General features: G+C 48.3%; 19 protein-coding genes. 4 read left to right on the top strand and 15 right to left on the bottom strand.

What is annotated here, in order from left to right:
• Positions 1-10: 10 nt before the first annotated feature.
• From G358_RS0103635 to G358_RS0103605, 7 genes are all read right to left on the bottom strand, one after another.
• Positions 11-310, bottom strand: coding sequence for a hypothetical protein (locus tag G358_RS0103635; RefSeq protein WP_019635835.1), 300 nt, complete (start codon positions 308-310; stop codon positions 11-13).
• A gap of 221 nt (positions 311-531) precedes the next feature.
• On the bottom strand, positions 532-894 hold the full coding sequence (gene mnhG, locus G358_RS0103630) for a monovalent cation/H(+) antiporter subunit G (protein WP_026342035.1): 363 nt from the start codon (positions 892-894) through the stop codon (positions 532-534).
• Complete coding sequence (locus G358_RS0103625; protein WP_019635833.1) at positions 878-1171, bottom strand: Na(+)/H(+) antiporter subunit F1; 294 nt, start codon at positions 1169-1171, stop codon at positions 878-880. Before G358_RS0103625 ends, mnhG begins: the two co-directional genes overlap by 17 nt.
• Positions 1168-1644 (bottom strand): Na+/H+ antiporter subunit E, encoded by a 477-nt coding sequence (locus tag G358_RS0103620; RefSeq protein ID WP_019635832.1) that lies wholly within the window; start codon positions 1642-1644, stop codon positions 1168-1170. The genes G358_RS0103625 and G358_RS0103620 overlap by 4 nt, the downstream gene beginning before the upstream one ends.
• 5 nt (positions 1645-1649) lie before the next feature.
• Entirely contained in the window at positions 1650-3128 is a 1479-nt protein-coding gene (locus G358_RS0103615; RefSeq protein WP_019635831.1) for a Na+/H+ antiporter subunit D, read from the bottom strand.
• The gene (locus G358_RS0103610; protein WP_019635830.1) at positions 3121-3459 is read right to left on the bottom strand and encodes a Na(+)/H(+) antiporter subunit C; all 339 of its coding nucleotides are present in this window, start codon (positions 3457-3459) and stop codon (positions 3121-3123) included. The genes G358_RS0103615 and G358_RS0103610 overlap by 8 nt, the downstream gene beginning before the upstream one ends.
• Before the next feature lie 2 nt (positions 3460-3461).
• Entirely contained in the window at positions 3462-6350 is a 2889-nt protein-coding gene (locus G358_RS0103605; RefSeq protein WP_019635829.1) for a Na+/H+ antiporter subunit A, read from the bottom strand.
• A gap of 650 nt (positions 6351-7000) precedes the next feature.
• Between G358_RS0103605 and G358_RS0103600 the strand changes: the two genes are divergently transcribed.
• Together G358_RS0103600 and G358_RS0103595 are read left to right on the top strand one after the other, a co-directional pair.
• A complete protein-coding gene (locus tag G358_RS0103600; RefSeq protein WP_019635828.1) occupies positions 7001-7495 on the top strand; it encodes a cation:proton antiporter regulatory subunit in 495 nt (164 codons plus the stop codon).
• A gap of 338 nt (positions 7496-7833) precedes the next feature.
• A complete protein-coding gene (locus G358_RS0103595) occupies positions 7834-9174 on the top strand; it encodes an ABC transporter substrate-binding protein (protein ID WP_019635827.1) in 1341 nt (446 codons plus the stop codon).
• Positions 9175-9765: 591 nt separating this feature from the next.
• On the opposite strand, the gene G358_RS0103590 is transcribed toward G358_RS0103595, so the two are convergent.
• The 5 genes from G358_RS0103590 to G358_RS0103570 all read right to left on the bottom strand — a co-directional run bounded on the left by G358_RS0103590 (position 9766) and on the right by G358_RS0103570 (position 17928).
• The gene (locus tag G358_RS0103590; protein WP_019635826.1) at positions 9766-10710 is read right to left on the bottom strand and encodes a DUF4432 family protein; all 945 of its coding nucleotides are present in this window, start codon (positions 10708-10710) and stop codon (positions 9766-9768) included.
• 1 nt (position 10711) lies between these two features.
• Positions 10712-12853, bottom strand: a complete 2142-nt coding sequence (locus G358_RS0103585) for an alpha-galactosidase (protein WP_019635825.1) — start codon at positions 12851-12853, stop codon at positions 10712-10714.
• Between the two features lie 17 nt (positions 12854-12870).
• Complete coding sequence (locus tag G358_RS0103580; RefSeq protein WP_019635824.1) at positions 12871-14487, bottom strand: ABC transporter substrate-binding protein; 1617 nt, start codon at positions 14485-14487, stop codon at positions 12871-12873.
• A 128-nt stretch (positions 14488-14615) separates the two neighbouring features.
• Positions 14616-16409: a cache domain-containing sensor histidine kinase gene (locus G358_RS0103575; RefSeq protein WP_019635823.1), complete on the bottom strand. Its 1794-nt coding sequence runs from the start codon at positions 16407-16409 to the stop codon at positions 14616-14618.
• Positions 16387-17928: a response regulator gene (locus tag G358_RS0103570; RefSeq protein ID WP_019635822.1), complete on the bottom strand. Its 1542-nt coding sequence runs from the start codon at positions 17926-17928 to the stop codon at positions 16387-16389. Before G358_RS0103570 ends, G358_RS0103575 begins: the two co-directional genes overlap by 23 nt.
• A 173-nt stretch (positions 17929-18101) precedes the next feature.
• On the opposite strand from G358_RS0103570, the gene G358_RS0103565 reads away from it, so the two are divergent.
• Together G358_RS0103565 and G358_RS0103560 are read left to right on the top strand one after the other, a co-directional pair.
• Positions 18102-19073, top strand: a complete 972-nt coding sequence (locus tag G358_RS0103565; RefSeq protein WP_019635821.1) for an ABC transporter permease — start codon at positions 18102-18104, stop codon at positions 19071-19073.
• A gap of 19 nt (positions 19074-19092) precedes the next feature.
• Positions 19093-19986, top strand: a complete 894-nt coding sequence (locus G358_RS0103560; protein ID WP_019635820.1) for a carbohydrate ABC transporter permease — start codon at positions 19093-19095, stop codon at positions 19984-19986.
• Positions 19987-20197: 211 nt separating this feature from the next.
• Here the strand turns inward: G358_RS0103560 and G358_RS34230 are convergent, their stop codons facing one another.
• The 3 genes from G358_RS34230 to G358_RS0103545 form a co-directional block, all read right to left on the bottom strand.
• Positions 20198-20329: a hypothetical protein gene (locus tag G358_RS34230; RefSeq protein WP_019635819.1), complete on the bottom strand. Its 132-nt coding sequence runs from the start codon at positions 20327-20329 to the stop codon at positions 20198-20200.
• Between the two features lie 162 nt (positions 20330-20491).
• Positions 20492-21670 carry an SGNH/GDSL hydrolase family protein gene (locus tag G358_RS0103550; protein ID WP_019635818.1) on the bottom strand — a complete coding sequence of 393 codons (1179 nt, stop codon included), beginning with the start codon at positions 21668-21670 and terminating at the stop codon, positions 20492-20494.
• 33 nt (positions 21671-21703) lie between these two features.
• Positions 21704-23344: an ABC transporter substrate-binding protein gene (locus G358_RS0103545; protein WP_019635817.1), complete on the bottom strand. Its 1641-nt coding sequence runs from the start codon at positions 23342-23344 to the stop codon at positions 21704-21706.
• Positions 23345-23353 lie beyond the last annotated feature (9 nt).

Below are 23353 nucleotides of genomic sequence, written 5' to 3'. Positions count from 1 at the left end.
ATCTATGTGATCAATAACCCCGTCGTCTGCCACTGATTGAATAAACGCCGTAGACGATCAGCCCAATCCCGATAGCTGGCACGATAAGCCAAGCCAGTTTGGATATCAAGGATATGATCCCGAAGAAAAGGACGATCCATCCAAAAAATGCGTTCCCCCGGCGAATGCCGTAGTAACCAAGAGCGACCATTGCTACCGCAAACAGCAGTCCGAAGAGGCTTCCCAGCAGCGGGGTAAGCTTGCCCAAGAGGATCAATGCCCCCAGGACAATAAGTACAATTGCGAAACCGCCCGATCGATTTGTTCTCATTGCTCTATCACCGCCTTCCATAAGTATGTGCCTTATGTCTATATTGTAGGTGGAAAAGCATTTGTTCAAAACGGACTGCGGACGGTTTTTCATCCTAGACCTAAGTCGAGGAGAGGTTAAGACCCATGGGGCGCCTTATGTCTACGGCCATCCAAGCAGACCTCTCGCTACATCTATTACTGCTTACTGCGTCTCTTGCCGCACAATTCTTGCCGCGCCTCTTACTGTTCCCGTGTCTGCTCCTGCTTTATCGCCTCGCTCAAATCATCCCGGACACTACCCTGCCATAAAGGCACTCCCGTCCGATGGGCCGCTCTCCCGTTCAAATGCCCTGCTACCGGCGCCGTTATAAATACAAAAACAATTCCAAGCAGCAGCTTGGCGCTCACATGATCCAAATAGAGCATGAAGTACAGAAACGCCCCGCTCAAAATGCACAGCACGCCGAGCGTCGTACTTTTCGTTGCCGCATGGGACCGCAAATACACATCTGGTAGCCGCACGAGTCCGAAAGCGCTAAGCGCACTGATCACCGCTCCAAATAATACGAGCAGACCGATCAGCAGCTCACCGATCAAAATCATCATCCCGCTGCTCAATAACAACACCCCTCTCCAAATATCTGGAAAATGCCGTCGTTCCTATAAATGAAAGAATACCGATCAAAAGAATGACTTCAAAATAAGCCTCCGTCCTCATGATCATACAAAGTACAGCTACCATGGCCAGCAGGTTAATGCCGATCGTATCGAGCGAAGTAATCCGGTCGGCCATGGAAGGACCTTTCATGAGGCGATATAAGCACCCTAATATTGCAAGCGAAATAATTACGAGGGCAGCAAACAACAATCCGTCAATCATCTCGTCACCTCCATAATGGCCCTTTCAAACGTACTGCGAATTTCGCTGCACAGCTCATCGGCATCGCCAATATCCATCGCATGAATATAAAGAATAGAGCCATCTCTCGATACATCAAGGGTTAATGTCCCAGGAGTCAAGGTGATCAGATTGGCTAACAGCGTCACTTCCCAATCACTCTTCAGCTCGGTGACATAGGCGAATATGCCTGGACGGATGTTCAACTTCGGAGAGATCACCTGTCCTATTACGGTAAAGCTCGATTTAAACAGCTCTTTAATGAAGAGTACAAGCAGCTTGATGACCGCCCATACCTTTTTCATATAAAAACCTTGCGGCCAAAGCCGGCTGAGCAAGCCGATCAGGGCTATACCGATAATGTACCCAATCATGAAGCCGGACGCAGACCAGTCGTTATTCAGGAACATCCATATTACGGAAATCAGGAAGTTCAGTAAAATTTGCAGTGCCATTCCATCTACTCCTTTAACACGGCATTAATATAAATACCCGGATCAGCCAGAACGTCCCCTGCCTGCGACACAAATGAGTATACCCATTCGGAGCCAATACCGATGACGACAATTAATACAAGCAATACAGCCGCCGCGGAGATCATTCCTTTCATTTGAACAGGTTCCTTCGCTGCGGCAAGCTGCTCCTCCCCGAAAAATGCGCCCATAAATACGCGCATCAGAGAATATAGCACGAGCAAGCTGGAGGCAAGCGCAACCCCGGTCCACACATACTGGCCAGCCGCAAAGCCTCCCTGAATGATCAGCAGCTTGCCGGTGAATCCGCTAAGCGGAGGAATACCTACGAGGGCCAGCGTAACGGCGAAGAACATCCAGCCAAGCAACGGATAACGCTTGATCAATCCGCCCATCTGCCGCAAATCGCTGGTGCCCGCCGCCTTGATCAGCATGCCGCCGAGCAGAAACAGAAGCGCTTTAGCGATCATGTCATGCATCAGATAAAAGACGACGCCGTCTAAGGACTGCTTTGTTGCTGCGGCAATCCCGATCGATATGAAGCCAATGCCTATAACGACGTTGTAGTTGATAATACGGTTAATATCCGAATAAGCGATCGATCCGATTCCCCCCAATATCATCGTCAATACCGCCATCCAGCCGATCAGCGAGTGGGTAAGCTCCGGTTGATGATAAAAGATGAGGCTAAAAGTCCGGACAATCGCATATATTCCAACCTTGGTAAGCAGCGCCCCAAACAAAGCCTTGACCGCAGTAGGAGGCGCGCTGTAAGAGCCGGGCAGCCAGAAGAACAGAAACAAACCCGCCTTAAGCGCAAAAACAATCAGGAACAATACAGCAATTACATTTAAAATCCCGCCCTGACCCGCTTCAGCAATACGGAGCGATAAGTGAGCCATATTCAGCGTTCCTGCCACTCCGTATATGTAAGCAATCGCGGCGACAAAAAAGCTGGAGGAGACAATATTAATCAAAATATACTTCAAGGTTTCTCTTAGCTGCCGTTTCGTGCCTCCGAGCACGATCAAAGCGTACGAGGCAATCAACATGACCTCGAAGCAGACAAACAGGTTAAATAAATCGCCGGTTAGAAATGAACCATTGACGCCGACGATAAGAAACTGAAAGAACGGATGAAAATAATGCCTTTCCCGCTCTTTTCCGATACTGCCGAACGCGTAGAACAGACATGCCGTGCTCAGAACCGTTGTTGTCAGCACGAGCAGTGCCGCCAGCATATCTGCAGTAAATACGATACCGTAAGGCGGAGTCCATCCCCCCATGTGCAAGGTTTGAATTCCTTCTGTCTTAACCTCACGAACGATAAGGCCCGCCACAAAGACATTCAGCAGCGCTCCCGCCGCATTAATCCATCTTTGCAGCATAACCCGGTTATGGAAAAAAATAAGAGCAACCGCAGTCAACAGAGGGATGATTAACGGAAATACGAGTAAATTATTCACCTTCATCCCCCCTTAGCTGCTCCATATCATCCGTCTGTAATTTTTGATATGACTTATAGGCAAGCACAAAGAAAAAGGAAGTCACCCCGAAGCTAATCACGATCGAGGTCAAAATAAGAGCAGCGGGAATCGGATCCGTATATGCCGAAGCCTGTTCGCCAAGCAGCGGAGGAGCTCCCTTTTTCAAACGTGCCATAGTCAGCAATAACAAATGCACCGCATGCGTAAGCAGCGACGTGCCGAGAATAATACGCAGCAGGCTTCTGGAAAGGATTAAATATACGCCGATCATGAACAATATGCCGACGGCGATAGCCATCATCAGTTCCATGATTATTGATCCCTCCCAATTTCAAGAATAATCGTCATAGTGACCCCTACGACGGTCAAATACACGCCCAGATCAAAAATGACCGCCGTAGCCAATTCAACTTCGCCCATCAACGGCAAATGCGCATGCCCGAATGCATGGCTCAGGAACGGAACTCCGAACGGAAGCGAGCCCAGCCCTGTTAAAAAGGCAATCAAAAGCCCGGAAGCTACCATTTTGCGAAAATCTAGCGGTACGATTTTACGCATAAATTCAAGCCCAAAGGCGATAGCGAGCAGCACCAACGCCGCAGAGGTCATCAAGCCGCCAATGAAGCCGCCGCCTGGCATGTTATGGCCTGCAAAGAACAAATACAGCGCAAATGTCAAAATAATGAATACAGCCGCGCTGGAAGTAGTCCGCAGAATGACATCGTTGCTCCTTAGAACCGTTCGTCTAAGGCCCTGATTTACAACCGGTCCAGCATGCGGGGGCACCTGCTCCCCGTCCTCGCCTAAGTTAAGGCGAATCATCGCATAAATCGCCAACGAGGCTATACCGAGTACGACGATTTCCAGCATCGTATCAAAGCCGCGGAAATCAACGAGGATAACGTTGACGACATTTTTTCCGCCGGCAAGCGTATAGCTGGCTTCCAGAAAAAACTTGGAAATCGATTCAAACGGATGACTGCTTCCCTCGCTTAAAGCGCTCAAAGCAATTAAGGTAACCATGACGCCCACTCCAAGCGAAACGAGAAAATTCGTCAGCTTGAACTTGAGCACGGACAGCTCCTTTTTTAATTTTGGCAAATGATAGAAGCATAGCAGAAATAGTGTCACCGACACCGTCTCTACGATGAGCTGAGTTAAAGCAAGATCCGGGGCCCGAAAAATGACGAAGAACAAGGTCACCATATAGCCTGCCGCTCCTGTCAGAATGATAGCCAGCAAGCGAGAATTGGCAAAAGGAACCGCGATGGCCGCGCCAATAAGGGCGAGCAAAATAGCTGCTTCATAAATGGTGATCGGCGCAAAGCTGCTCATATCGATACCGAACCCATCGAATGCAACCATAATCGCTCCTAATACAACTACAAGGAACGTAAAAATGTAAACTAAGTAATCCCGTACAGAGCCCGTCATATACCGATTTGTCAGCCGCCGCGACGAACGCTCTAACACTCGCAGGCCTGAATCATATGCCGCATTTAATGAGATGCGGGAAAATAAAGGACGGTGCAGCGCTCTTAACCTCGGCTGCAAAGCAAACAGCCCGCTTCCGATCAAAATTACACCTAGCGTCATAAATACTTCAGTCGTCCAGCCATGCCAAAATGGGATGGAGACCAGAAACTTCTCCCCCGGAGCAAGCAGCCCTGGTAAAATAGAGGCCATCGCTGGCTCGATAAGTGAATAGGTTAACAAGCCTGGAAACAAACCGAAGAGGAGAGCTAATGAAGCCATAATTGCCGGGGAAATAAGCATGCCGACAGGTGCCTCGTGCGGCTGTTTTTCCGGCGCTCCATGCTGGCGCTTTCCCATAAAAGTTCTGAACAGCAGTATCATGCTGTAAGTAAAAGTAAAGACGCTGGCCACCCAGGCAATGACAGGGAACAGCCCGCCCCAGGTTTGCATGCTCCATATTCCTAATTCCTGCGCGTTCAGCACAGCGGTAAAGAACAATTCTTTACTGAGAAAGCCCCCGAATGGAGGGATTCCCGCCATCGAGAAAGTGCCGATCAATGCGGCAGTGAATGTCACCGGCATCAACGTCATTAAGCCGCCCAGCTTGCGAATGTCTCTCGTCCCTGTCTCATGGTCGACGATCCCGACGACCATGAATAATGCCCCCTTGAACACCGCATGATTTATCAAGTGAAAGATTGCGGCCATCGTCGCTTTGGAATAAAACAGGGATTGTTGGCCATCAGTGAAGTAACCTGCAGCAGAGCCAAGCCCCAGCAAAGCCATGATCAGCCCCAGCTGGCTAATCGTGGAGAAGGCCAGCATCGCCTTTAGATCCGTCTGCTTTATAGCCTTGAACGAGCCGAAAACGAGCGTCGTAAGCCCAACAGCGCACACAAGCCAAAACCAAGCTGCCTGTCCGGAAAAGACGGGGCTGAACCGGGCAACGAGATACAATCCGGCCTTGACCATCGTCGCCGAATGCAAGTAGGCGCTAACCGGCGTCGGGGCCTCCATCGCATCCGGGAGCCAAATATGGAATGGAAACTGCGCCGATTTAGTGAAAGCGCCAAGCAGCACAAGCACCAAGGCAGGCAGCAGTAAAGGATGGGCGGCGATCATATCGGCGCTCTGAACAATTTCCTTTAACGAGAAAGAACCTGTCATCAAATAAATGAGGACGAAGCCGCCCAGCATGGCCAGGCCGCCAAACACAGTAATCAGCATCGATTTAAGCGCACCATACCTTGACCGTTCCCGGTGATGCCAAAATGCAATCAATAAAAAAGATGAGATGCTGGTCAGCTCCCAGAAGCCGTATAGAACGATCAGATTGTCCGAAAGGACAACGCCAAGCATCGCGCCCATGAACAGGAGCAAATAAACATAGAAGCGATAAATCGCCTCCTTCTCCTTATTCATATAAAAGACCGAGTATAATACAACCAGTGAGCCAATCCCCGTAATGAGCAGGACGAATAATAAAGATAATCCGTCCAGATTTACGATAAACTCAATTCCGAGAGAGGGGATCCAAGAAATCGCCGACGCGATGCCGCCTGTCGATTGAACAAGCGGAATTTGGGCGAGAAAATAAACGAACAATGCGGCAGGCCCGGAAAGAACAGCCCAGCCCGGGTGAGGACGGCCCGGCAGCTTCTGTAACAAAGGGACCGCGATAGCTAAAATAAAAGGGAATATAATAGCTGCATGCAATGTGGACAAAATGCTTCCTCCTTCAGTTATATAACTACGTTCCGGGTACCATCAGCATTTCCATATTTCTATCGGAGCATGAATGCGTAGCCCTGAAAAAATGCAGAAAGAGCCTGCGTTTGGCAGGCTCCTCCGATAAGTAAATATACAGTTATAAATGAACTACATATGTAATACAGACAAAGTATATCGCTTTTTCAAATGGTTGTAAACCAGCATATAACTGTATATATATAACTCATTAAAGAAATCAATTTCTATATATATTCGCGTGACGTTCGCGTGGCGCGAACCCATAATCCCGAGTAATTCAAGAATGAGTAAGCATCATAAAAATTATGATCATTCTTTTGAGATACAAGGGATTGTATGCTATCCTTAAGGTTAGTAGCTATATTTATCAAGCCGATAGGCAGCATGATACATATGCGGCGGATCAATTCCTCGTTCGCTTCCGCTGTCTTGACGTTCTTCATGAGTTTTTAATGCCTTTTTCGGCCCTGATTCGAGGATAGCTTTTGATACGAGTACCTTCTGTTATCCTGCAAATTTACTGGCATTCTTGCAGCTAAATTACGAGAAATAACACAGAGGAACAGCAGCTGTAATAAAACACCCTATTAAAAATTTCATTTCTTAATATTGGAGGTCGGTAAATAATGAATCTAAAAGAAACCGAATTACCAGGAAAAGGCAAGAAGTTTGAGATCGAAACCCGCAGCGGGGAGAAATTGACTATTACGATCCATGATGACGGCCGGCGTGAGGTGTGTCATTATGGAATTGACAATCCTGAAGACAGCATTTCCAAAATATCTTTAACTGATGAAGAGGCGAGATACGTATCTGCCATAATTGGCGGTGTTACCTACAAGCCTACTCCTTTAGAGAATATAGAAGTCGCTCTGGGCGATCTTATTATCGAATGGTATAAATTAGAGCCCCATTACAAAGCAATTGGTAAAACGATTGGCGAACTGCGTGTGCGGCAGCGTTCCAGCGCTACGATCATCGCTGTCGTAGAGAGCAATCATTCCAAGCATATTAATCCAGGCCCAGATCTGCTCCTGACCGCAGGGGCTTTGGTCGTAGTTATTGGCGAACGGCTTCACCAGCAGCAAATTAGACAGATTTTACTGAACGGAAGCGCCTGATTCACGTTTATTACCTGTAAACGTTCGTCCGGGAACTGCCATTAGGGCAGCTCCCGGACTTTTTTGTCCAATCGGGGATGGTCCTGATCCCTCCAAGTTTCGCCTGCCTTTGAGCTTTGTCTGCTCACCTACTTCGCCTGCTCTTGAGCTTCGTCTGCTCACTTGCCCTTGTACTTCGCATGCTCGTCTCCCTTGAGCATCATCCACAGCATGACAATATATGACAAAAACTTGACGTTTTCCGGACGCATGACTACTATAAATAATATCCGTGTTCCTTATTCTGGAATAGCCGGGCGACTTTACTAAAATTTAAGAAGCAAAGGATCTCCATTCATATGATCAGAAGAAAATTTTATCTCGCTGCTCTGTTCACTATTGCGGCATGGATCGGTTTAACTGCCTGCTCTAAAGAGCCCAAACAGCAGGAACCCGTCACCCTCAAAGTATTAAGCTGGAATGAGCGAATTTTTTATGAACGCTACGGAAATGTGTTTTTGGCTACACATCCAAACTATGATTTGGATGTCATATCAATGATGGATTATATTGAGCCTGGTGAAAATTTGAATAACGCCATTGAGCGAATCACTGTGAGCGAGTCACCCGATATTTTAAGCCTTACGATGGATTATTACAGCGTACTGCAAGAGAAAGACCTGCTTGAGCCATTATCTCCATTCATACAAAAAGATAAATTGGATCTTACTACCTTCACTCCGAGCGTGCTGGATTTTTTGCAAAATGAGCAAAGCGAGCTATTCGGGCTGGCCCCTACCTTTACGGGCAAAGCGTTATTTTATAATAAAAAGCTGTTTAACGAACAGCAGATCGCCGAACCAACCGATTTTATGACTTGGGATGAAGTGTTTGCTCTAGCCCAGCGTTTCCCGCAAAATACGGGTGATCAACTTCCGCTATACAGCTTTTATTACAGAGAAATGTCCCCCCCTTTTTTTATGGCGGCGTTAACTATTGGAGAGAGCAGCGGCTTGACCTTGTATACGAACGGCACCTTTACCTTGAACACAGAAGGCTGGAACGACGTGTTTCGTAATGTGATTGAATGTGTTCAGGCCAAATCATGTTATGGCTATAGCGATTTTACCAGTAACGACGCCATCGTAATGGAAGCGGATAGGTATCCGTTCTTACAGGGAAACATCGCAATGGCTGTGGAAGACTCCAATTTATTTAATGTGCTTAAAAACAACAGCAAATATAAAGACCTTGATTGGGGAATCGTGTCATATCCTGTCACGGCCCAGTACCCGGATACAGGAAATACGCTGGAGCTGAACGAAATTTTTGCAATCAGTGCCAATTCAGGGCAAACCGATGCCGCCTGGGAATTTTTAAGCTATATAAGCAGCGATGATTACTTAAGAATGCTGCACCGACTCATTCCTGATGAGCTTCCCGCTCATATGGTAGACCAAGAACAGCTTGATCCGGACGTGGCCGCATTTTATAAACTGAAGCATGTAAATAGTTCAATGACAAATAACCTGCGGGCTCTGCCGACACCCGTTGTACTAAAAATCGATGAGTTGTCCAGCAACTATTTGTCTGAAGTACTGGCTGGCTCGATGGCGTTAGACGAGGCGCTTCAAGCTTTAGAAACCGAATTGCAGCACATATTAAACGAAAATATAAAGCAGGACCCAGCAGAGCCATAAAATGGAAATTGTCGCCTAAACATTCAAAGGGTGGTTTTTTGGGGGTTAGTGGAATTGGTTAGAGTGATGAGAGTAAGTTGATGAGACTCATGGAATTGGTATGACTTTCGAGGCTAATGAGAACGATGGAGTTGACGGGATTCGTAAGAATGTTCACCTCCTAGCGGACAGAAGATCCGCTATTTGTTGAATTAGGCCCTCTTTCGTGGGCTTACCGGACACTGATTCCGTTATTCAACCAAATGGACTGCCATAAGCAGGTTTTGGGGGACATTAGCGGAACGTAGGTCCGTTGGCTCTCCAAATTCCTCGTTATTTCACAAATAGCGCCCCCTGTGTCCGTTAGGATCAAATATATCCAGTTGCCCACCCAGCTCCCCATGCCATCCAGCCTTCCAAGTAACCGCAGACACACAGTCGGCAACAACTACCTCACCCCAACAACTCACCCACCCCAGCCAAAGCAGATGTGATCATCCACTTGCACACCTCTCCGCCCGTAGCTGTAAAAAAATCAGACGGAAAACCGCGATGTTTTCCGTCTGATTTTTATTTTTAGGGGCTTATTGGACAGCCCCTCTATAGTACAGCCTACAGCCAGGAAACCTCCAGATGCCAGCTATAGGTGCCGCCAGTGCCGCCAGCCTCCACTATGGCTGCCCTCCCCTGCTCCATCGCTGCCGATAAATGATCCAAATAACCTGTGGCTGGCTCAAGCGCCAGATGGTACTGTCCTTGGTATCCCCCGTAGTTGGCCCAGATCGATAAGTATGGAACCTTCTCGCAGGGAAATGTGATCGTCAGCCCCTCCTGGCCGCGAGGATCATAAATGGCTGCCCTGCCTTCCGGCAGCTTGCCTGTAAAGTAAAACTTCTCCGCCGTATTATCCCTTTTCTCCCCCGCCACATTTAATACGATGTCTTCACGATCGGCAAAAGGCTGGGGCCAGCTCCGCAAATCTCCGTACCGGCCAAGTCTAGCATTTTCCGAATAGGAAACCGCAATTTCCCGCAGCCCGTCCGGAACGATGATTTCCATTCCGGCTTCAATCTGAAACAGCGGATGAGCTGCCCAAAGAAAGGAAAACGGAAATGGGCTGTAATTCGTAACGGAATAATCGATGCGGAGCAGATCCTCCCGGATGAAGGAGTACGTTTTGCGCAAATGGTACGGGAGCCTGATCCCATGGACATCACAATGCAGCTTCTCCGTATCCGCACTAGCGTTCCAGGGAATAGACCAAACTTCGCCATGATCGGGAAGCGGCGTTCCCGCCCAAGGGAACGCCGGATAGTCGCACGGATTAATCGTAGGGAACATCTCATCCCAGCCGCTTCCGTCGCTGTCGCCAAATGAGCTGTCATATCCTTGGTTTCCATGCCTCCCTTCAGGCTGTGCCAGCCATTCCCGGCCCGTCAGACGATTTTGCAGCGAGATGACTTTGCTCCCAAGCTCCGGGACAACAGCAAGACGCATCGCTGAAGTTTGGCCGGTCCATACCGTGCACCCATCCTTCACTTCCTGTTTCCATATCATCTTACAGAGAACCCGCCTTCTTCTCATTGATCTCGCGTATACGGTACATCAAGCTATCGAAGTCCCCCCGTAAAGGAAGCTCAATGCCTACATTCATCAGGGCACGACCGCTCCACGTACCCGGCAGCCCATCAATGGAATAGCATTTCCCGGCGACAAGTCCCTTCAGACGTAGCCTTGGCAAAGGCTCGCCCAATCGCTGTGAGTGCAGGAAGGCGAACAATACGTGTTCGCTGCCCGCTGCATCCGCATACTGCACAGCCGTTACGCCTTTATGCTTCAGCTCGGAGAGGCGATATTGATTGCCAAATTGCACAAGAGGGCGAATTTGCTTGTACTGCTTAACAAATTCCGCGCATTGTCCGATGGACTCATCGCTCCATTCATTTAAATTGGAGCCGATGCCTAGCGTTCCCATCATCGCGCTATGAAACCGGTATTTCAGCGATAAGCTGCGCCGGTTCATGCCTGTCGGGGAGTCCGTCACCCAGCAGGTCATCGTGCGCGGAGCATAGATATAAGAGTAGCCCTCCTGAATGCTTAAACGGTCAAAGGCATCGGTATTATCACTCGGCCATGACTGCTCAGCAAAGCGGAAAATGCCAAGGTCGATACGCGAGCCTCCGCCGGCGCAAGTCTCAAATTCGACATGCGGAAATCTGCTCCGCAGCTCTGACCAGATTTCATACAGAGCCTGCACATGGCGAACCCATACCTCTTTCTGGCGATTCAGCGAGTGATCCTTCATGCCTGGCTCGGTAATCGTCCGGTTCATATCCCACTTAATAAACTTAATTTTGTGGTTGTGAAGAAGGTCGGTCATAAATGCCAGGATGAATTGCTTGACCTCCGGCTTGGATATGTTCAGCAGCAGCTGATTGCGCAGCTCTGTCCTGTCCCGTGTCGGGAAATGATAAACCCAGTCCGGATGCTGTCTGTACAATTCACTGTCCGGATTGACCGATTCCGGCTCGACCCAAATGCCGAATTCCATGCCGAGCTCATGTACCCGATCAATTAATTCGCCGAGCCCGTTCGGGAATTTCTCCTTGTTCACATACCAGTCTCCGAGGCCAGCCCGGTCATGATTCCGGCCGCCAAACCAGCCGTCATCCACAACGAACAGCTCGACGCCCGCTCTGGCCGCTCTTTCTGCCAATGCCATTTGATCTTGGGCATTAACGTTGAAATACGTCGCTTCCCATGAATTGTACAGCACTTTTCTTGTTTCATTATTCGGCAGAACATAGTCATACTGATAATGGTGCATGTGCCGGCTCATCCGGCCGAACCCGCCGTCACTGAATCCGCCGACAAATACGGGCGTTTCAAACGTATCGCCAGCGCCGAGCAGCCACGAGTTATCAAAATCATTAATGCCGCCCGTTATTTTTACGTGGCTGAACGCGGTTTTCTCCGCTACCAATTTCCAGTTGCCGCTCCAAGCCAGCGCGCCAAACCAGACCCGGCCTTCGCTTTCCGTAGCCTGCCCGTCATCTATAGCAAACCACGGGTTGGCGTGACCGTCCGTAAACCCTCTTCGCGATTCCAGCACCTTCTTGCCTTCGGTTAACAGCGTGTCGCGAAGCTGGAACTCGCCTGACCATTTCCCGGTCACGTGCGTTAAGCGATAGTCCTGCAAATAAGGAATGCTCCAGGCTGCGGACTGCATGCTCTCCAGCATGATCTCCTGATCGCCTGTATTGCTGATTTTCGCCGACCTCTCTACCAGATCATATTCGGGAATAACACGATAATAGAGCTTGGTCTCCACAGGATACGCCTTATCTTTTAACGTAATGACCAGCGTCTCCCTGCCGTCCTGCTCCGTAATCTCGTGCCCGGCATATTGGACGGACAAATCCCGGACGCCGTCTGGCATAATTGCCTTTAGGGAAGGCTCGGTGTAGCAAGTTCCGCCCCAGAAGCTGTACTCCTCCGCTTCTCGATCCAGCTCCGCATCAAAGGAACTATGGGAGCTCAAACGGAGCAGCGAGGCGCAATCCTCAACGCCGATGGGCAAGCCCCAGTAAAGATGCTGCAACCTTCCCTTGTCATTGATGCCAAACATATAAGAGCTGTTCTTCGTCTGCAGCGCAAAGATCCGCTGTTCTTGCTGGTACTGTATAGTCACATCGATCATCCTTCCAAAAAGCCCTCTTAGTTGCTCCACAATTCCTGACGTTTCTTATAGTTTTCTGTATAAATTTTTTCTACCGTGGATAGCCCTGCCGCCTCTACTTCCTTCATCATTTGATCGTACAGCTCCGTAACCTGATCTTCAGATGGAGCCAGCGCCAGCTTCAAGAAATATTTATTGATCGTGTCATTGACCTTCGTTTCCATGATCGCCTCCGGCGTTCCGCCATCAGGCGCCAAATTGTCGTACGGCGACGTGTCAAACGATGTATCCGCCAAATTTTTGATCGCCAAATCTGTAACCGGATCCTGCTGGTAACGCCCGATCAGGTCGTATGGCGTACCATCCGAGCCCGGACCGTTCTTGATCATCCACGTCCATTTGCGGATACCCGTCGTTCTGGCCGCTTCATCCCAGTTTTTCTTGAACGCCTCAATGACTTCCTCGCGCGGCACATGCTTGCCGTCCTTTATGTCCCAATGCTCGCCTTCAACGCCCCACATAAGCAAGTACTGCCCTTCTTCGCTGGCCAGAAAATCCAGCAGCTTGATCGTTCTTACCGGGTCCTTATTCGATCTCGTAATCGCTACGCCGTCCCAGCCCAAGGAGCTTTTAGGTCCATAGGTCGTTTGATCCGCCTGCACACCCGGAGCAAGCACTTTATATTGGTAGAACTGACGCTCCTCCTCCAGAGCCGGATCCTGTGCTTCCGATTTCAACACGACGTTCGGGTTGCCAACGTTCCACAGTGCTTCCGCTGTAGCAAACACATGACCGGTCGCCAGCTTTTGCTCAAACTGCTTTGTTTTCAACGTGGCCCACTCTTTGTCAAGCAATCCTTTCCGGTACAAGGAGTTGAGGAATTTAACCATTTCCAAATACCGCGGATCACGGATGTCCTTCTTCAGCTCGCCATCGACCTCATAATAAGGCATCATGCCGAACATGCCTTTGAAGGTTCCCGTTACGCTGCCGATATTTTCGCCGTTCAGCGTAAGCGGAATACTTTCCTTGCCATCGATCGTAGGATATTTCTCTTTGAATTTAACGAGCAGATCCTCGAATTCCTCCGCCGTGAACGGCTCGCCATTATTGACCTTATCGCCTACGCCGAGCTCCTTCATCAGGTCCATTCTCATCATGAAGCCGAACACCGGATACTTCTCCAAGCCATACCAGTTGGCAAAATAATAGTTGTTCCCATCATCGCTGCGCGTTTGCTTCAGCGTATCGCCATACATCGCTTTAATGTTCGGTCCGTACTCCTCGATCAGATCATTCAGCGGAATTACGGCACCGGAAGCGATATATTTGTTCATAATATCACTGCCGCGATCCAGCATAACAACGTCAGGCAAATCATTGCTGGCCAGCATCAAATTGAGCTTCTCCACCGGATTGCCCGTCGGTTGCTGCACTTCAATGGTAACTCCCGTTTTCTCCGTTATAACCTGTGCAACCGGGTTATTAAATGCATCTCCCGTATTTTTGTCGAACCATGTGAGTGTAATTGGCGCATTACTGTCCACAGCTGCCCCGTTGCTGTTTGCCGCAGGAACGTTCTTATTTCCTCCTCCACATCCGGAAAGCGCTGCCACGATTAAAGCTGCCGCCATAACCCCTTTTAATGTCTTCATAGCCTGAACCCCTTTCTAAGGTATGCTGTCAGTTCACGTCTAATTGTAAAAACGAAGGGGGCAATTATCTATATCGCAATTTTACAATTCATATTGGAAAACGTCTTTCCTCGGCCATTAGCCCTGATTTAACTGTTATCTGCTGATTCCAGGGGAATCCGAATCGTCACCGAAGTACCGATCCCCAGCCTGCTGAACATTTGTATGCCATACTCCTCACCATAAGCCAGCTTAATGCGTTCATCGACATTTTTGATTCCATAGCCCGAACGGTTGTCCGCTTTGTTAAGGGCTTGCTCAAGTTTCTCCGGCGTCATACCGCTGCCGTCGTCGATCACCTTCAGTAATATATCCTCGCCGTCCTGCTGCAGCTTAACGATGATATTTATGCCTGATTCGTCCCAAATCGCATGATTGATGCTGTTCTCTATGAAAGGCTGAAGGATGAGCTTGATCGTTGTTCTTCTAAACAGCCTTTCATCGAGGTCATAGTGCATATGGAGCTTATCCCGGAAGCGTATTTCCTGAATCGCGATATAGTTTTTCACCAGGTTGATCTCCTGCTCGATAAGAATAATCCGCTTGCCCTTATTTAGGGAAACTCTATAGTACTTCGCCAAATAACTGACCATTTGATATACCTGCATAGCGTTTTCCTTCATAGCAAGTGAAGAGATCGAAGACAGCGTATTGTACAAAAAGTGCGGGTTGATTTGCGCTTGAAGCGTGTTCAGCTCCGACTCTTTCATCGCGATCTCTTTGACATAGACATCATGAATCAAAGACTTGATTTTAGCAGCCATCTTATTGAACGCAAAAGACAGCTGGCCGATTTCATCATGCCCCATCTTCGTATGCCCGGACGGGAAATCCCCTCGCTCCAATTTGCGGATTTGCAGCAGCAGCACCTCAATCCGTTTCGTCAACATTTTAGTCGTAATGTAAAGCAGCAAAATCGCCACAACAATCGCCAGGCCGGATACCCAAATAACTTGCCTCGTCGCTTTATCCGTGTTGGACAGCAGCTCGTTATAAGGGATCGTAATGACCGTTGTCCATCCGTTACTGAGCTTCTTATGCGTAAAAAAACGTTCCTCTCCGCCGATCCGGGCATCGAAATAGCCGGAATCGGCAGTAAGCTGATCCCGGATCGGGTACACGTCAAACAGCCGGCTGGAGGCTAACTCCTGATCGCCCGTACTGATAATCCAGCCTTCCTCGTCGATAATGTATACGCTCTTGTTGTTGCTTTCCATCTTTATAAGGGAATAGAGCTCATTATCGCTAATATCAATCGTTAAAATCCCGTAAGGATGACGAAGGCTAAAGTAACTCAATGAACGGGACAGCGTAATATGCGCGGCTTCAGCCAAGCCGTTATCCGTATGGGTATATACGGTATTTCCGGCAGCCTGCAGCGCTTTGCCCTTAATATGCTCCGGCAATTCCTCCATATATTTCACGAGTTGCCCGTCCGAATAAAACGTTTTATTGTCGGTATAAATCGTAATGCCCTGGATGTTGAAATTTAGCGCCATGATCGATGGCAGCGTGCGGTTAATATACTGAAATGCGTCCAAATAATAAAAAGCCTGTTCATACTCGGTTGACAAGTAATTGCGCAGCTGGGCGTCCATATACAAAATGTTGGACAACTGATTGTAATATTCAAAGCGATTTTCAACGTTCGTATTAATTTGCGCCAAAGTGCTGTTCAAAGCCGTATAGGTTTGTTCGGTAATCGCATTCCTTGTCGATAGATTGGAATAGAAAACGAGCATGGAGAAAGGAATAATAATGACGATCATAAAAATAAAAAAGAATTTATGCCGCAGCCGCAAATTGGCCAGCGCTCCCCCGCGGATTTTATGGATGAGCCGGCTCCAAAACTCTGTCCGCTCATAGGTTTTTCCGGTACTCATTAGGCGTAACTCCTTGGCTCTTCAGGAATAGGGAAATAAAATAGGACGTACTCTCATAACCTACCATTTGCGCGATATCCTGTACTTTGAGCGAACCATCCACCAGAAGCGCCTTAGCCTTGTCCAGGCGAATTTTCGTTAGATAGTCATGGATCGTCATTCCTGTCTTATCTTTAAATATCGAGCGCAAATAATTGGGAGACAGATAGACTTGATCGGACAGGCTGTTTATCGTAATTGGCTGATGGTAGGCCTGATCAATGTATGTACGAACCTGGTGCACCAATTTCGCGTTTTTATCGAGAAATCGTTCGCTTAACAATTTTGTGGCTTGCTTTACAGCATCGACGATAAATGCTTCGATGTCATGGACCGTATGGCAGTTATAAATCGTATGATATAACTCGGCCTTTTTATAGCCTTCCGGCAGCGGTTCATGGATGTGCTCCAGCAAATCATCGATGATTTCAATCGCCCAATCGCAAATATGCTTTTTCCCGGTTCGAAGCGCAATCAGGTTGGCAAAATAGTCGCGAAGCTGCTGAACAGCGTCCTCCAGCTCAAGTTGATTGATCGCTTCAAGCCATTGCTTCTTCGCAAACGGCGGAGCCTGCTCGCTGCCGAACTGCCTCTGGACATGCTTGGCATAGATGATTCCCCCGCTGCCCACATAGAACTGTTCAGCCAATATATTTTTCGCCCGCTCAAACATATCGCGGGTATGGAACAAATCATCATCCTGCTCGCTAACCGCGACGGTTATCGTCAACTGCAGCGAATCGCGGACGGCCTGAATCATATCTTCCCAAGCATAATGCCCCAACTGCTGGGCCGCATCCATAAATACACTAATCTCGCCTTCCTTGTACGGAACCAGTGTCGCCTCCAGCTTTTTTTCCATAAAAAATTGTTCCATAAAAGACTGAAGCCGCGCCATCCCCTCTTCCATGGATGGGTGGTTGCCCGCACCGCTCTTCATATCGATGCTGATTAAAGTAAGCACGTAGCGCTGCACTTCCTTATGCCGTGCCAGCTTGCAGAAGCTGCTGACTAAATTCCCAAGGCGCTCTTCATTTTGCTCATGCATCAGCTGCTTAAATATGTTGGACTTCGTCACCTGGATGGAACGGTTTTTCATTCGCACCTCTTCACAGCGCTGCTTGACCTTCTCGATCACGGTGATGATTTCGCTCAAATCCAGCGGCTTGAGCAGATACCCAACGGCACCTACGTTCAAGGCGGATTTCACATAATCGAAGGCATCATGCCCGGTCAAAAACACAAGCTGAATCCAGTCGTAACGCGCATTGATTTGCTTAGCCAAATCGATGCCGTTCATGATTGGCATTTGAACATCAGTCAGCACAATGTCAGGCTGGATGACCTCTATTTTCTCTACGGCATCCCGCCCATTCACGGCTGTCCCGGCTACGTAGATGCCCATCTCTTCCCAGCGGATATAATCTCTCATCATTTCCAGTTCCAATTCCTCATCATCCACCAGAAAAATACTGTACATGGTGTCCCCTCCTTATGCCCTTCTTTGTTCAATTATAGCGCTTTCACATAGTCTGGGTACGGACTTTGACAAATGAAAGTCATTTTCAAGCATCATTCGTTACTTTGTTTTATCGACACCTATTTTTTATAGCTCCTATAATTTTATATAACATGAGACGCGAGGTGCCCATTATGAAAACTGTGACATCACTGAAGGAAAAGCCCGGATTGAACATGCAAAGGAGAAAACCTTGGGTCACTCTCCGGCAGCAAAAATATTTATTCCTGATGATGCTGCCCGCAATAATATGGGCCATCGTCTTCGCCTACACACCGATGGCCGGATTGTACATGGCGTTCGTCAATTATCAGCCCACGCTTGGCGGATTTTGGAGTACGTTGTTCCACAGCGATTTTGTCGGGCTGAAATGGTTCCAGTATTTTTTTAATAACGGTGATTTTCTGATCATCATGCGAAATACGCTGGCATCCACCCTGATCACTCTCTTATTTTCATTCCCGATGCCGATTTTGATTGCTATCGCGATTAACGAAATTAAAAATGTCAGCTTCAAGAAAACGGTGCAAACCGCCTCCTACCTGCCATATTTTATTTCCTGGGTTATCGCCGCGAACATTATCGTTACCCTTCTATCCTCTGATGGTGCTATCAATGGATTGTTGAAGTTTTTTCACATTACGAATGAAAGTATTTTATTTTTGCAGCAGGGAAAATACTTTTGGTGGATCGTCGCTCTCGGGAATACTTGGAAGGACATGGGCTACAGCTCCATTATGTACCTGGCGGCCATTTCCTCCATCAATCCGGAGTTGTACGAAGCGGCGAAAGTCGACGGTGCCAACAGATTCAAGCAGATTCGCTATATTACGCTGCCGCATTTAAAACCGACGATCGTCATCCTGCTTATTTTGGCGCTTGGCGGCATTCTAAACGCCGGATTCGACCAGCATTTCCTGCTTGGCAATGATTTGACGCGCGACTTCTCCGACGTTCTGTCCACTTATTCGTTCCGCTACGGCATTCAGAACGGGATGTTCTCCTATGCCGCGGCCGTCGGTATGTTCAGCTCTGTCGTCGCTTTTATCATCGTGGTCATCGTCAATACTATTGCCAAGAGGCTGAATGGACAATCCTTATTTTAATCCACATGGAGGTAAGCTTATGAACAGCAGCAAAACGATTCCCGAACGCATTTTTGATGCTTCGTTATATATTTTTCTAACCGGCATCTTCCTCATTACCTTTTATCCGTTCTGGAACATTCTGGTTATTTCGTTAAACGATGCGACCGATACGCTGCGCGGCAATTTATACTTCTGGCCACGGGCCTTCACCTTGGATAGCTACAGAACGATATTTAGAAATCCGGAAATATGGAGTGCCCTCAGGGTGACCGTATTGCGTACAGTGCTTGGCACTGCCGTGTCCCTGTTCTGCATTTCCATGCTTGCTTATCCGCTCAGCAAACGTCATTTGTTCGGATGGAAATATTTTTCCTTTTTCTTTGTGTTTACGATGTATTTTGGCGGCGGGTTAATCCCGACCTATATGATTATTAAATCCGTCGGACTTATCGATTCCTTCTGGGTATATATTTTCCCGGGACTGATCGGCGTGTTTCTCATGATTCTTGTGCGTACCTTTATCGAGCAAATTCCCGCCGAAATCGAGGAATCCTCTAAAATCGATGGCTCGAATGATTTGCAGACCTTCTTCCGTATCATTCTGCCGCTCTGCGTTCCCGTGCTGGCGACCATCGGGCTGTTCCTGTCCATCGGCCATTGGAACGCCTGGTACGATTCGTACGTCTACACTTACAAACCGGAGCTTAAAACGCTGCAGGCGGTGCTCGTCAAAATATTGAATCAATTCCAGACCGCCAGCATGATGTCCGATGCCCAACAGCTCGCCCAAAGCTCCAAGCGAATTCCGGTATCGAGCGAAAGCATCCGGATGGCGGTGACGATGGTGGCGACCATTCCGATTATTCTCGTTTATCCATTTGTACAGAAATATTTTGTAAAAGGGATCATGGTGGGAGCGATCAAGAGCTAAATCTAAACAGGAAATCGTAGGGCTCTCCAATAGTCCCTAAAATAATAATTAGACGGACACAGGGGGCGCTATTTGTAAAATAACGAGGAATTAGGAGAGCTAACGGACCTACGTTCCGCTATTGCGCCCAAAAACCTGTTTATTGCAGTCCATTTGGTCGAATAGCGGAACCAGTGTCCGCAAGCATAGCGAAAGTAGCCTATTTCAACAATTAGCGGATCTGCTGTCCGTTACGGGTGACCAGATCCACGAGTTTAGCCAATTCCATCATTTTCGTCATTCTCATCACTCTATTCAGTTTCAACAGGCTCATCATCCCATCTGCCTCAGCAGTCTCACCCATTCATTCTGACCACTCTCACCAATTTCACTGGCCTCCAAACTATCCTCTGAAAATCAAGGGGGTGTCCAAAGAGTCAGTTTCTACTGACTTTCTGGACACCCCCTGCTTGTTTGTTAACACATAACTCCGGAATCGTACGTAGGTTCAGTTCATTCATAACGCTTAATTGACCAGCCACTTCATGATATGGAGACTGATGCCCGTGCTGCGGTCATCCTTGCGCCCCGTATTACGCACCGTGACCGTCATTTGCCTGCGGTCTTTCTGGACCGGGAATATGGCGATAACCGGGCGGTAGGCTAACAGGGACCATTCATCGAACAAGTTGACGGATTGAAACGGTTCTTCATTCACTGAATATTCGAATATACCCGTGTCCGGGCCGCATAGCATGCAAATCCCCGCGCTTTGCCCATGGACCGTAAACGTAAAGGTGGCGTCCGCTTGGTAGGTAAGCAGATGAGCGGTGTCATAACGCCAATTTATCAACGGCCCGTTATCCAGCCGTGTCATTTCAAAGCCGCGCAGCTCGCTGATTTCCTCCGCCTTCCCCATACGGGCAAACTCGTAATTCGATCCATCCAATGGCGGTCGCGATAATAAAAAGGATACTACTGTTCCTTCGGATGTTGCTTCGGATACTGTTTCGGATGCTGCTTCAACCACGGCCGGATGCTTCCGCTCAACCTCCTGGAGAAAGGCAATCAAGCAGTTGGCATAAAGGGCATGGCCTTGATCATTAGGATGATAATGATCTGGAGCGAGCTCTTCCCAGCTTGTCTGTCCTGCAGCGATGAGGTTATAGATTTCGGCAGCAAAATTTACCGACGGAATGCTATAATAGGCCGCTATCTCTTCATGGACAGCGATGTTAAACGGCATCCGCCCGCCTAAATTTTTATCTGCGGCCGTATAGATGAAGCAAATTTCTGTATGGGGCGATTCCCGCAGACACTTCCGCACAATGCCCTCCATCCCCCGAATCGAGGCCTCCCGATCCAGGTCATCATTGACGGCAAACTCTACAAACAGCACATCTATCGGACCTTGCATCAAGACATGCTCTGCAAGCCTGTGCGCCCCGAAGGCCGAATTCGTTCCGCCCACTCCTGCGTTGATACAAGTAACCCGGTCCTTACCAAGCCGCGCCTGGAGGTACTTTTCAGTCAGTGCACGCCAGCTTGTCGCATCCGGGTTGGATGCCCCCGCTCCCTCCGTAATCGAGCCCCCCAGAAAAGCGGCGGTGATAGGCTCTTTACTGGTCATTATATGGCAGAAGCGAGGCATCCCTTTGCGCAGCTGTATGGTGCTATTATCAGTGTTATTATTCCTTTGTTGCATGGCCAGCTCCCTTACCCGGACAAAGATTAGCGATTAAGGATTGAACGTCATATCATAGGCCTTCTGCATAATTTCGACGTAGCGGCTGATGTTCAATTTATCGAGCCCCGCAACATAACTATCCCAATCCTTCTCCAAATCTTTATTTCCCGTAATGAATTGCAGTGTGCTTTGTTCAATATAGCTCTTAATGTTCGTTTGCAGCATGCTCGCTTCATCTGTTTCTGAAGGGTCCATCCAGATCGCCCAGTAAGGGAACAATTCCTTAGGCTCCTTTCCTTCATACAATAAGGTAGCTTCATATAATCTGCGTTCATAGCCATCCGGAGCATAGATGTCCTTTGCAGTGACAAAGCTGTCCCGGTACTCCCTGGTCATATAGAAATGCCCCATTCCGCTCCAGGCATAGTTTTTGGGCCCTTTATCTTCCTCATATTGAATGTTGGCAAATTGCGGGGTTACCCCTTGTCCCAGAGCTTCCTCACCAGGTTCAGGTTTTCTCCAGCCTTCCCCCTCCTGGCCTGACAGAGTGATCGTCTGGCCTTCCGGCGTAAACATGAAATCGATCATCTTAATTAATGCCACCTGCGCTTCTTCACTTGCCTTATTGGTGATGACGAATTTCGCTCCAGGGGCAATGCCGCTTCCATTATGCGTAGCATAAGAGGCGTACGGTCCAGTTAGAGGCGGCAGTGGACTAAAGTCTTTCGTCCGCTTGTCAACGAAAATTGCCGGGTGCATTCCCGCGCCCGCCCCAAGGATTTCTGCGTTGGCGTTTTCACCGATTTTTTTGAACGCCTCCGCATTTTGCGTAAACGCCCCAGGATCGATCAAGCCTTCATCATAAAGTGACTTAATATAAGCCAGCCCTTCCTTCCACTCCGGCTTGTTTGCTACCGTATCCACCTTGCCGTTCACTAATTGCAAGTAGTTGTTATCATCATTGTAAATGAACCCGTTCATTAGGAATGGCACAATACGTACGCCAAAATCTTCGGTTGAGCCACTTAGAGGCACCTCATCGGCTTTGCCGTTGCCGTTCGGATCTTTAGTTTTAAAAGCTTGCAGCACTTGCTTGAACTCTTCCATCGTCGCCGGCATTTCCAGATTCAACTGATCAAGCCACTTCGTATTGATCCACATTTTGTTCGGATACGAGCAGTGGAAGCATTCGCTATAAGCAACAAGCCCATAAATATTGCCATCCGGTGCCGTAACATAGCTCCGTAACGATGCATTTGACTCTAAAGCCGCTTTAATATTCGGGGCGTATTGATCAATAAGATCATTTAAGGGGATAATGACGCCTTGCTCCCCGTATTTTAAAACATCCGCCTGTGAAAATTGATCGATATAACCGGTGAGCATATAAGTGTCAGGATAATCTCCGCTGGCGAGCGAGATTTGCCGTTTCTCCTTTGCTCCATCGGTCGGTATAATTTGCCAGTCAAATTCAATATTAAAATTTTCTTCTAAATATTTGGAAACCCCGTTCGTTTTCAAATCTATGCCGGATTCCTGCTGCGCGAACACGCTGATTTTCACGGGCTGGTTATCACCCGATCCGCCTGCGTCTCCCCCTGCGCCTGATGTCCCGGTTTTCTGTGAACATGCGGCAAGCATCATGCTCAATACCATAACAAGACATACTAAGTTGCTGACTCTCTTTTTCAACTGCAGCCT

This window comes from Paenibacillus fonticola DSM 21315, assembly GCF_000381905.1.
Lineage (GTDB): Bacteria > Bacillota > Bacilli > Paenibacillales > Paenibacillaceae > Fontibacillus > Fontibacillus fonticola.
The sequence above is the reverse complement of the archived record's forward strand: the minus strand, read 5'-3'. Positions and strand labels throughout refer to the sequence as shown.

What these genes read in the sequence shown, in the direction of transcription:
- G358_RS0103635 (WP_019635835.1), bottom strand. Translation starts at nt 310, where the DNA reads ATGAGAACAAATCGATCGGGCGGTTTCGCAATTGTACTTATTGTCCTG.
- mnhG (WP_026342035.1), bottom strand. Translation starts at nt 894, where the DNA reads ATGATTTTGATCGGTGAGCTGCTGATCGGTCTGCTCGTATTATTTGGA.
- G358_RS0103625 (WP_019635833.1), bottom strand. Translation starts at nt 1,171, where the DNA reads ATGATTGACGGATTGTTGTTTGCTGCCCTCGTAATTATTTCGCTTGCA.
- G358_RS0103620 (WP_019635832.1), bottom strand. Translation starts at nt 1,644, where the DNA reads ATGGCACTGCAAATTTTACTGAACTTCCTGATTTCCGTAATATGGATG.
- G358_RS0103610 (WP_019635830.1), bottom strand. Translation starts at nt 3,459, where the DNA reads ATGGAACTGATGATGGCTATCGCCGTCGGCATATTGTTCATGATCGGC.
- G358_RS0103600 (WP_019635828.1), top strand. Translation starts at nt 7,001, where the DNA reads ATGAATCTAAAAGAAACCGAATTACCAGGAAAAGGCAAGAAGTTTGAG.
- G358_RS0103595 (WP_019635827.1), top strand. Translation starts at nt 7,834, where the DNA reads ATGATCAGAAGAAAATTTTATCTCGCTGCTCTGTTCACTATTGCGGCA.
- G358_RS0103590 (WP_019635826.1), bottom strand. Translation starts at nt 10,710, where the DNA reads ATGATATGGAAACAGGAAGTGAAGGATGGGTGCACGGTATGGACCGGC.
- G358_RS0103585 (WP_019635825.1), bottom strand. Translation starts at nt 12,853, where the DNA reads ATGATCGATGTGACTATACAGTACCAGCAAGAACAGCGGATCTTTGCG.
- G358_RS0103580 (WP_019635824.1), bottom strand. Translation starts at nt 14,487, where the DNA reads ATGAAGACATTAAAAGGGGTTATGGCGGCAGCTTTAATCGTGGCAGCG.
- G358_RS0103575 (WP_019635823.1), bottom strand. Translation starts at nt 16,409, where the DNA reads ATGAGTACCGGAAAAACCTATGAGCGGACAGAGTTTTGGAGCCGGCTC.
- G358_RS0103570 (WP_019635822.1), bottom strand. Translation starts at nt 17,928, where the DNA reads ATGTACAGTATTTTTCTGGTGGATGATGAGGAATTGGAACTGGAAATG.
- G358_RS0103565 (WP_019635821.1), top strand. Translation starts at nt 18,102, where the DNA reads ATGAAAACTGTGACATCACTGAAGGAAAAGCCCGGATTGAACATGCAA.
- G358_RS0103560 (WP_019635820.1), top strand. Translation starts at nt 19,093, where the DNA reads ATGAACAGCAGCAAAACGATTCCCGAACGCATTTTTGATGCTTCGTTA.
- G358_RS34230 (WP_019635819.1), bottom strand. Translation starts at nt 20,329, where the DNA reads ATGGGTGAGACTGCTGAGGCAGATGGGATGATGAGCCTGTTGAAACTG.
- G358_RS0103550 (WP_019635818.1), bottom strand. Translation starts at nt 21,670, where the DNA reads ATGCAACAAAGGAATAATAACACTGATAATAGCACCATACAGCTGCGC.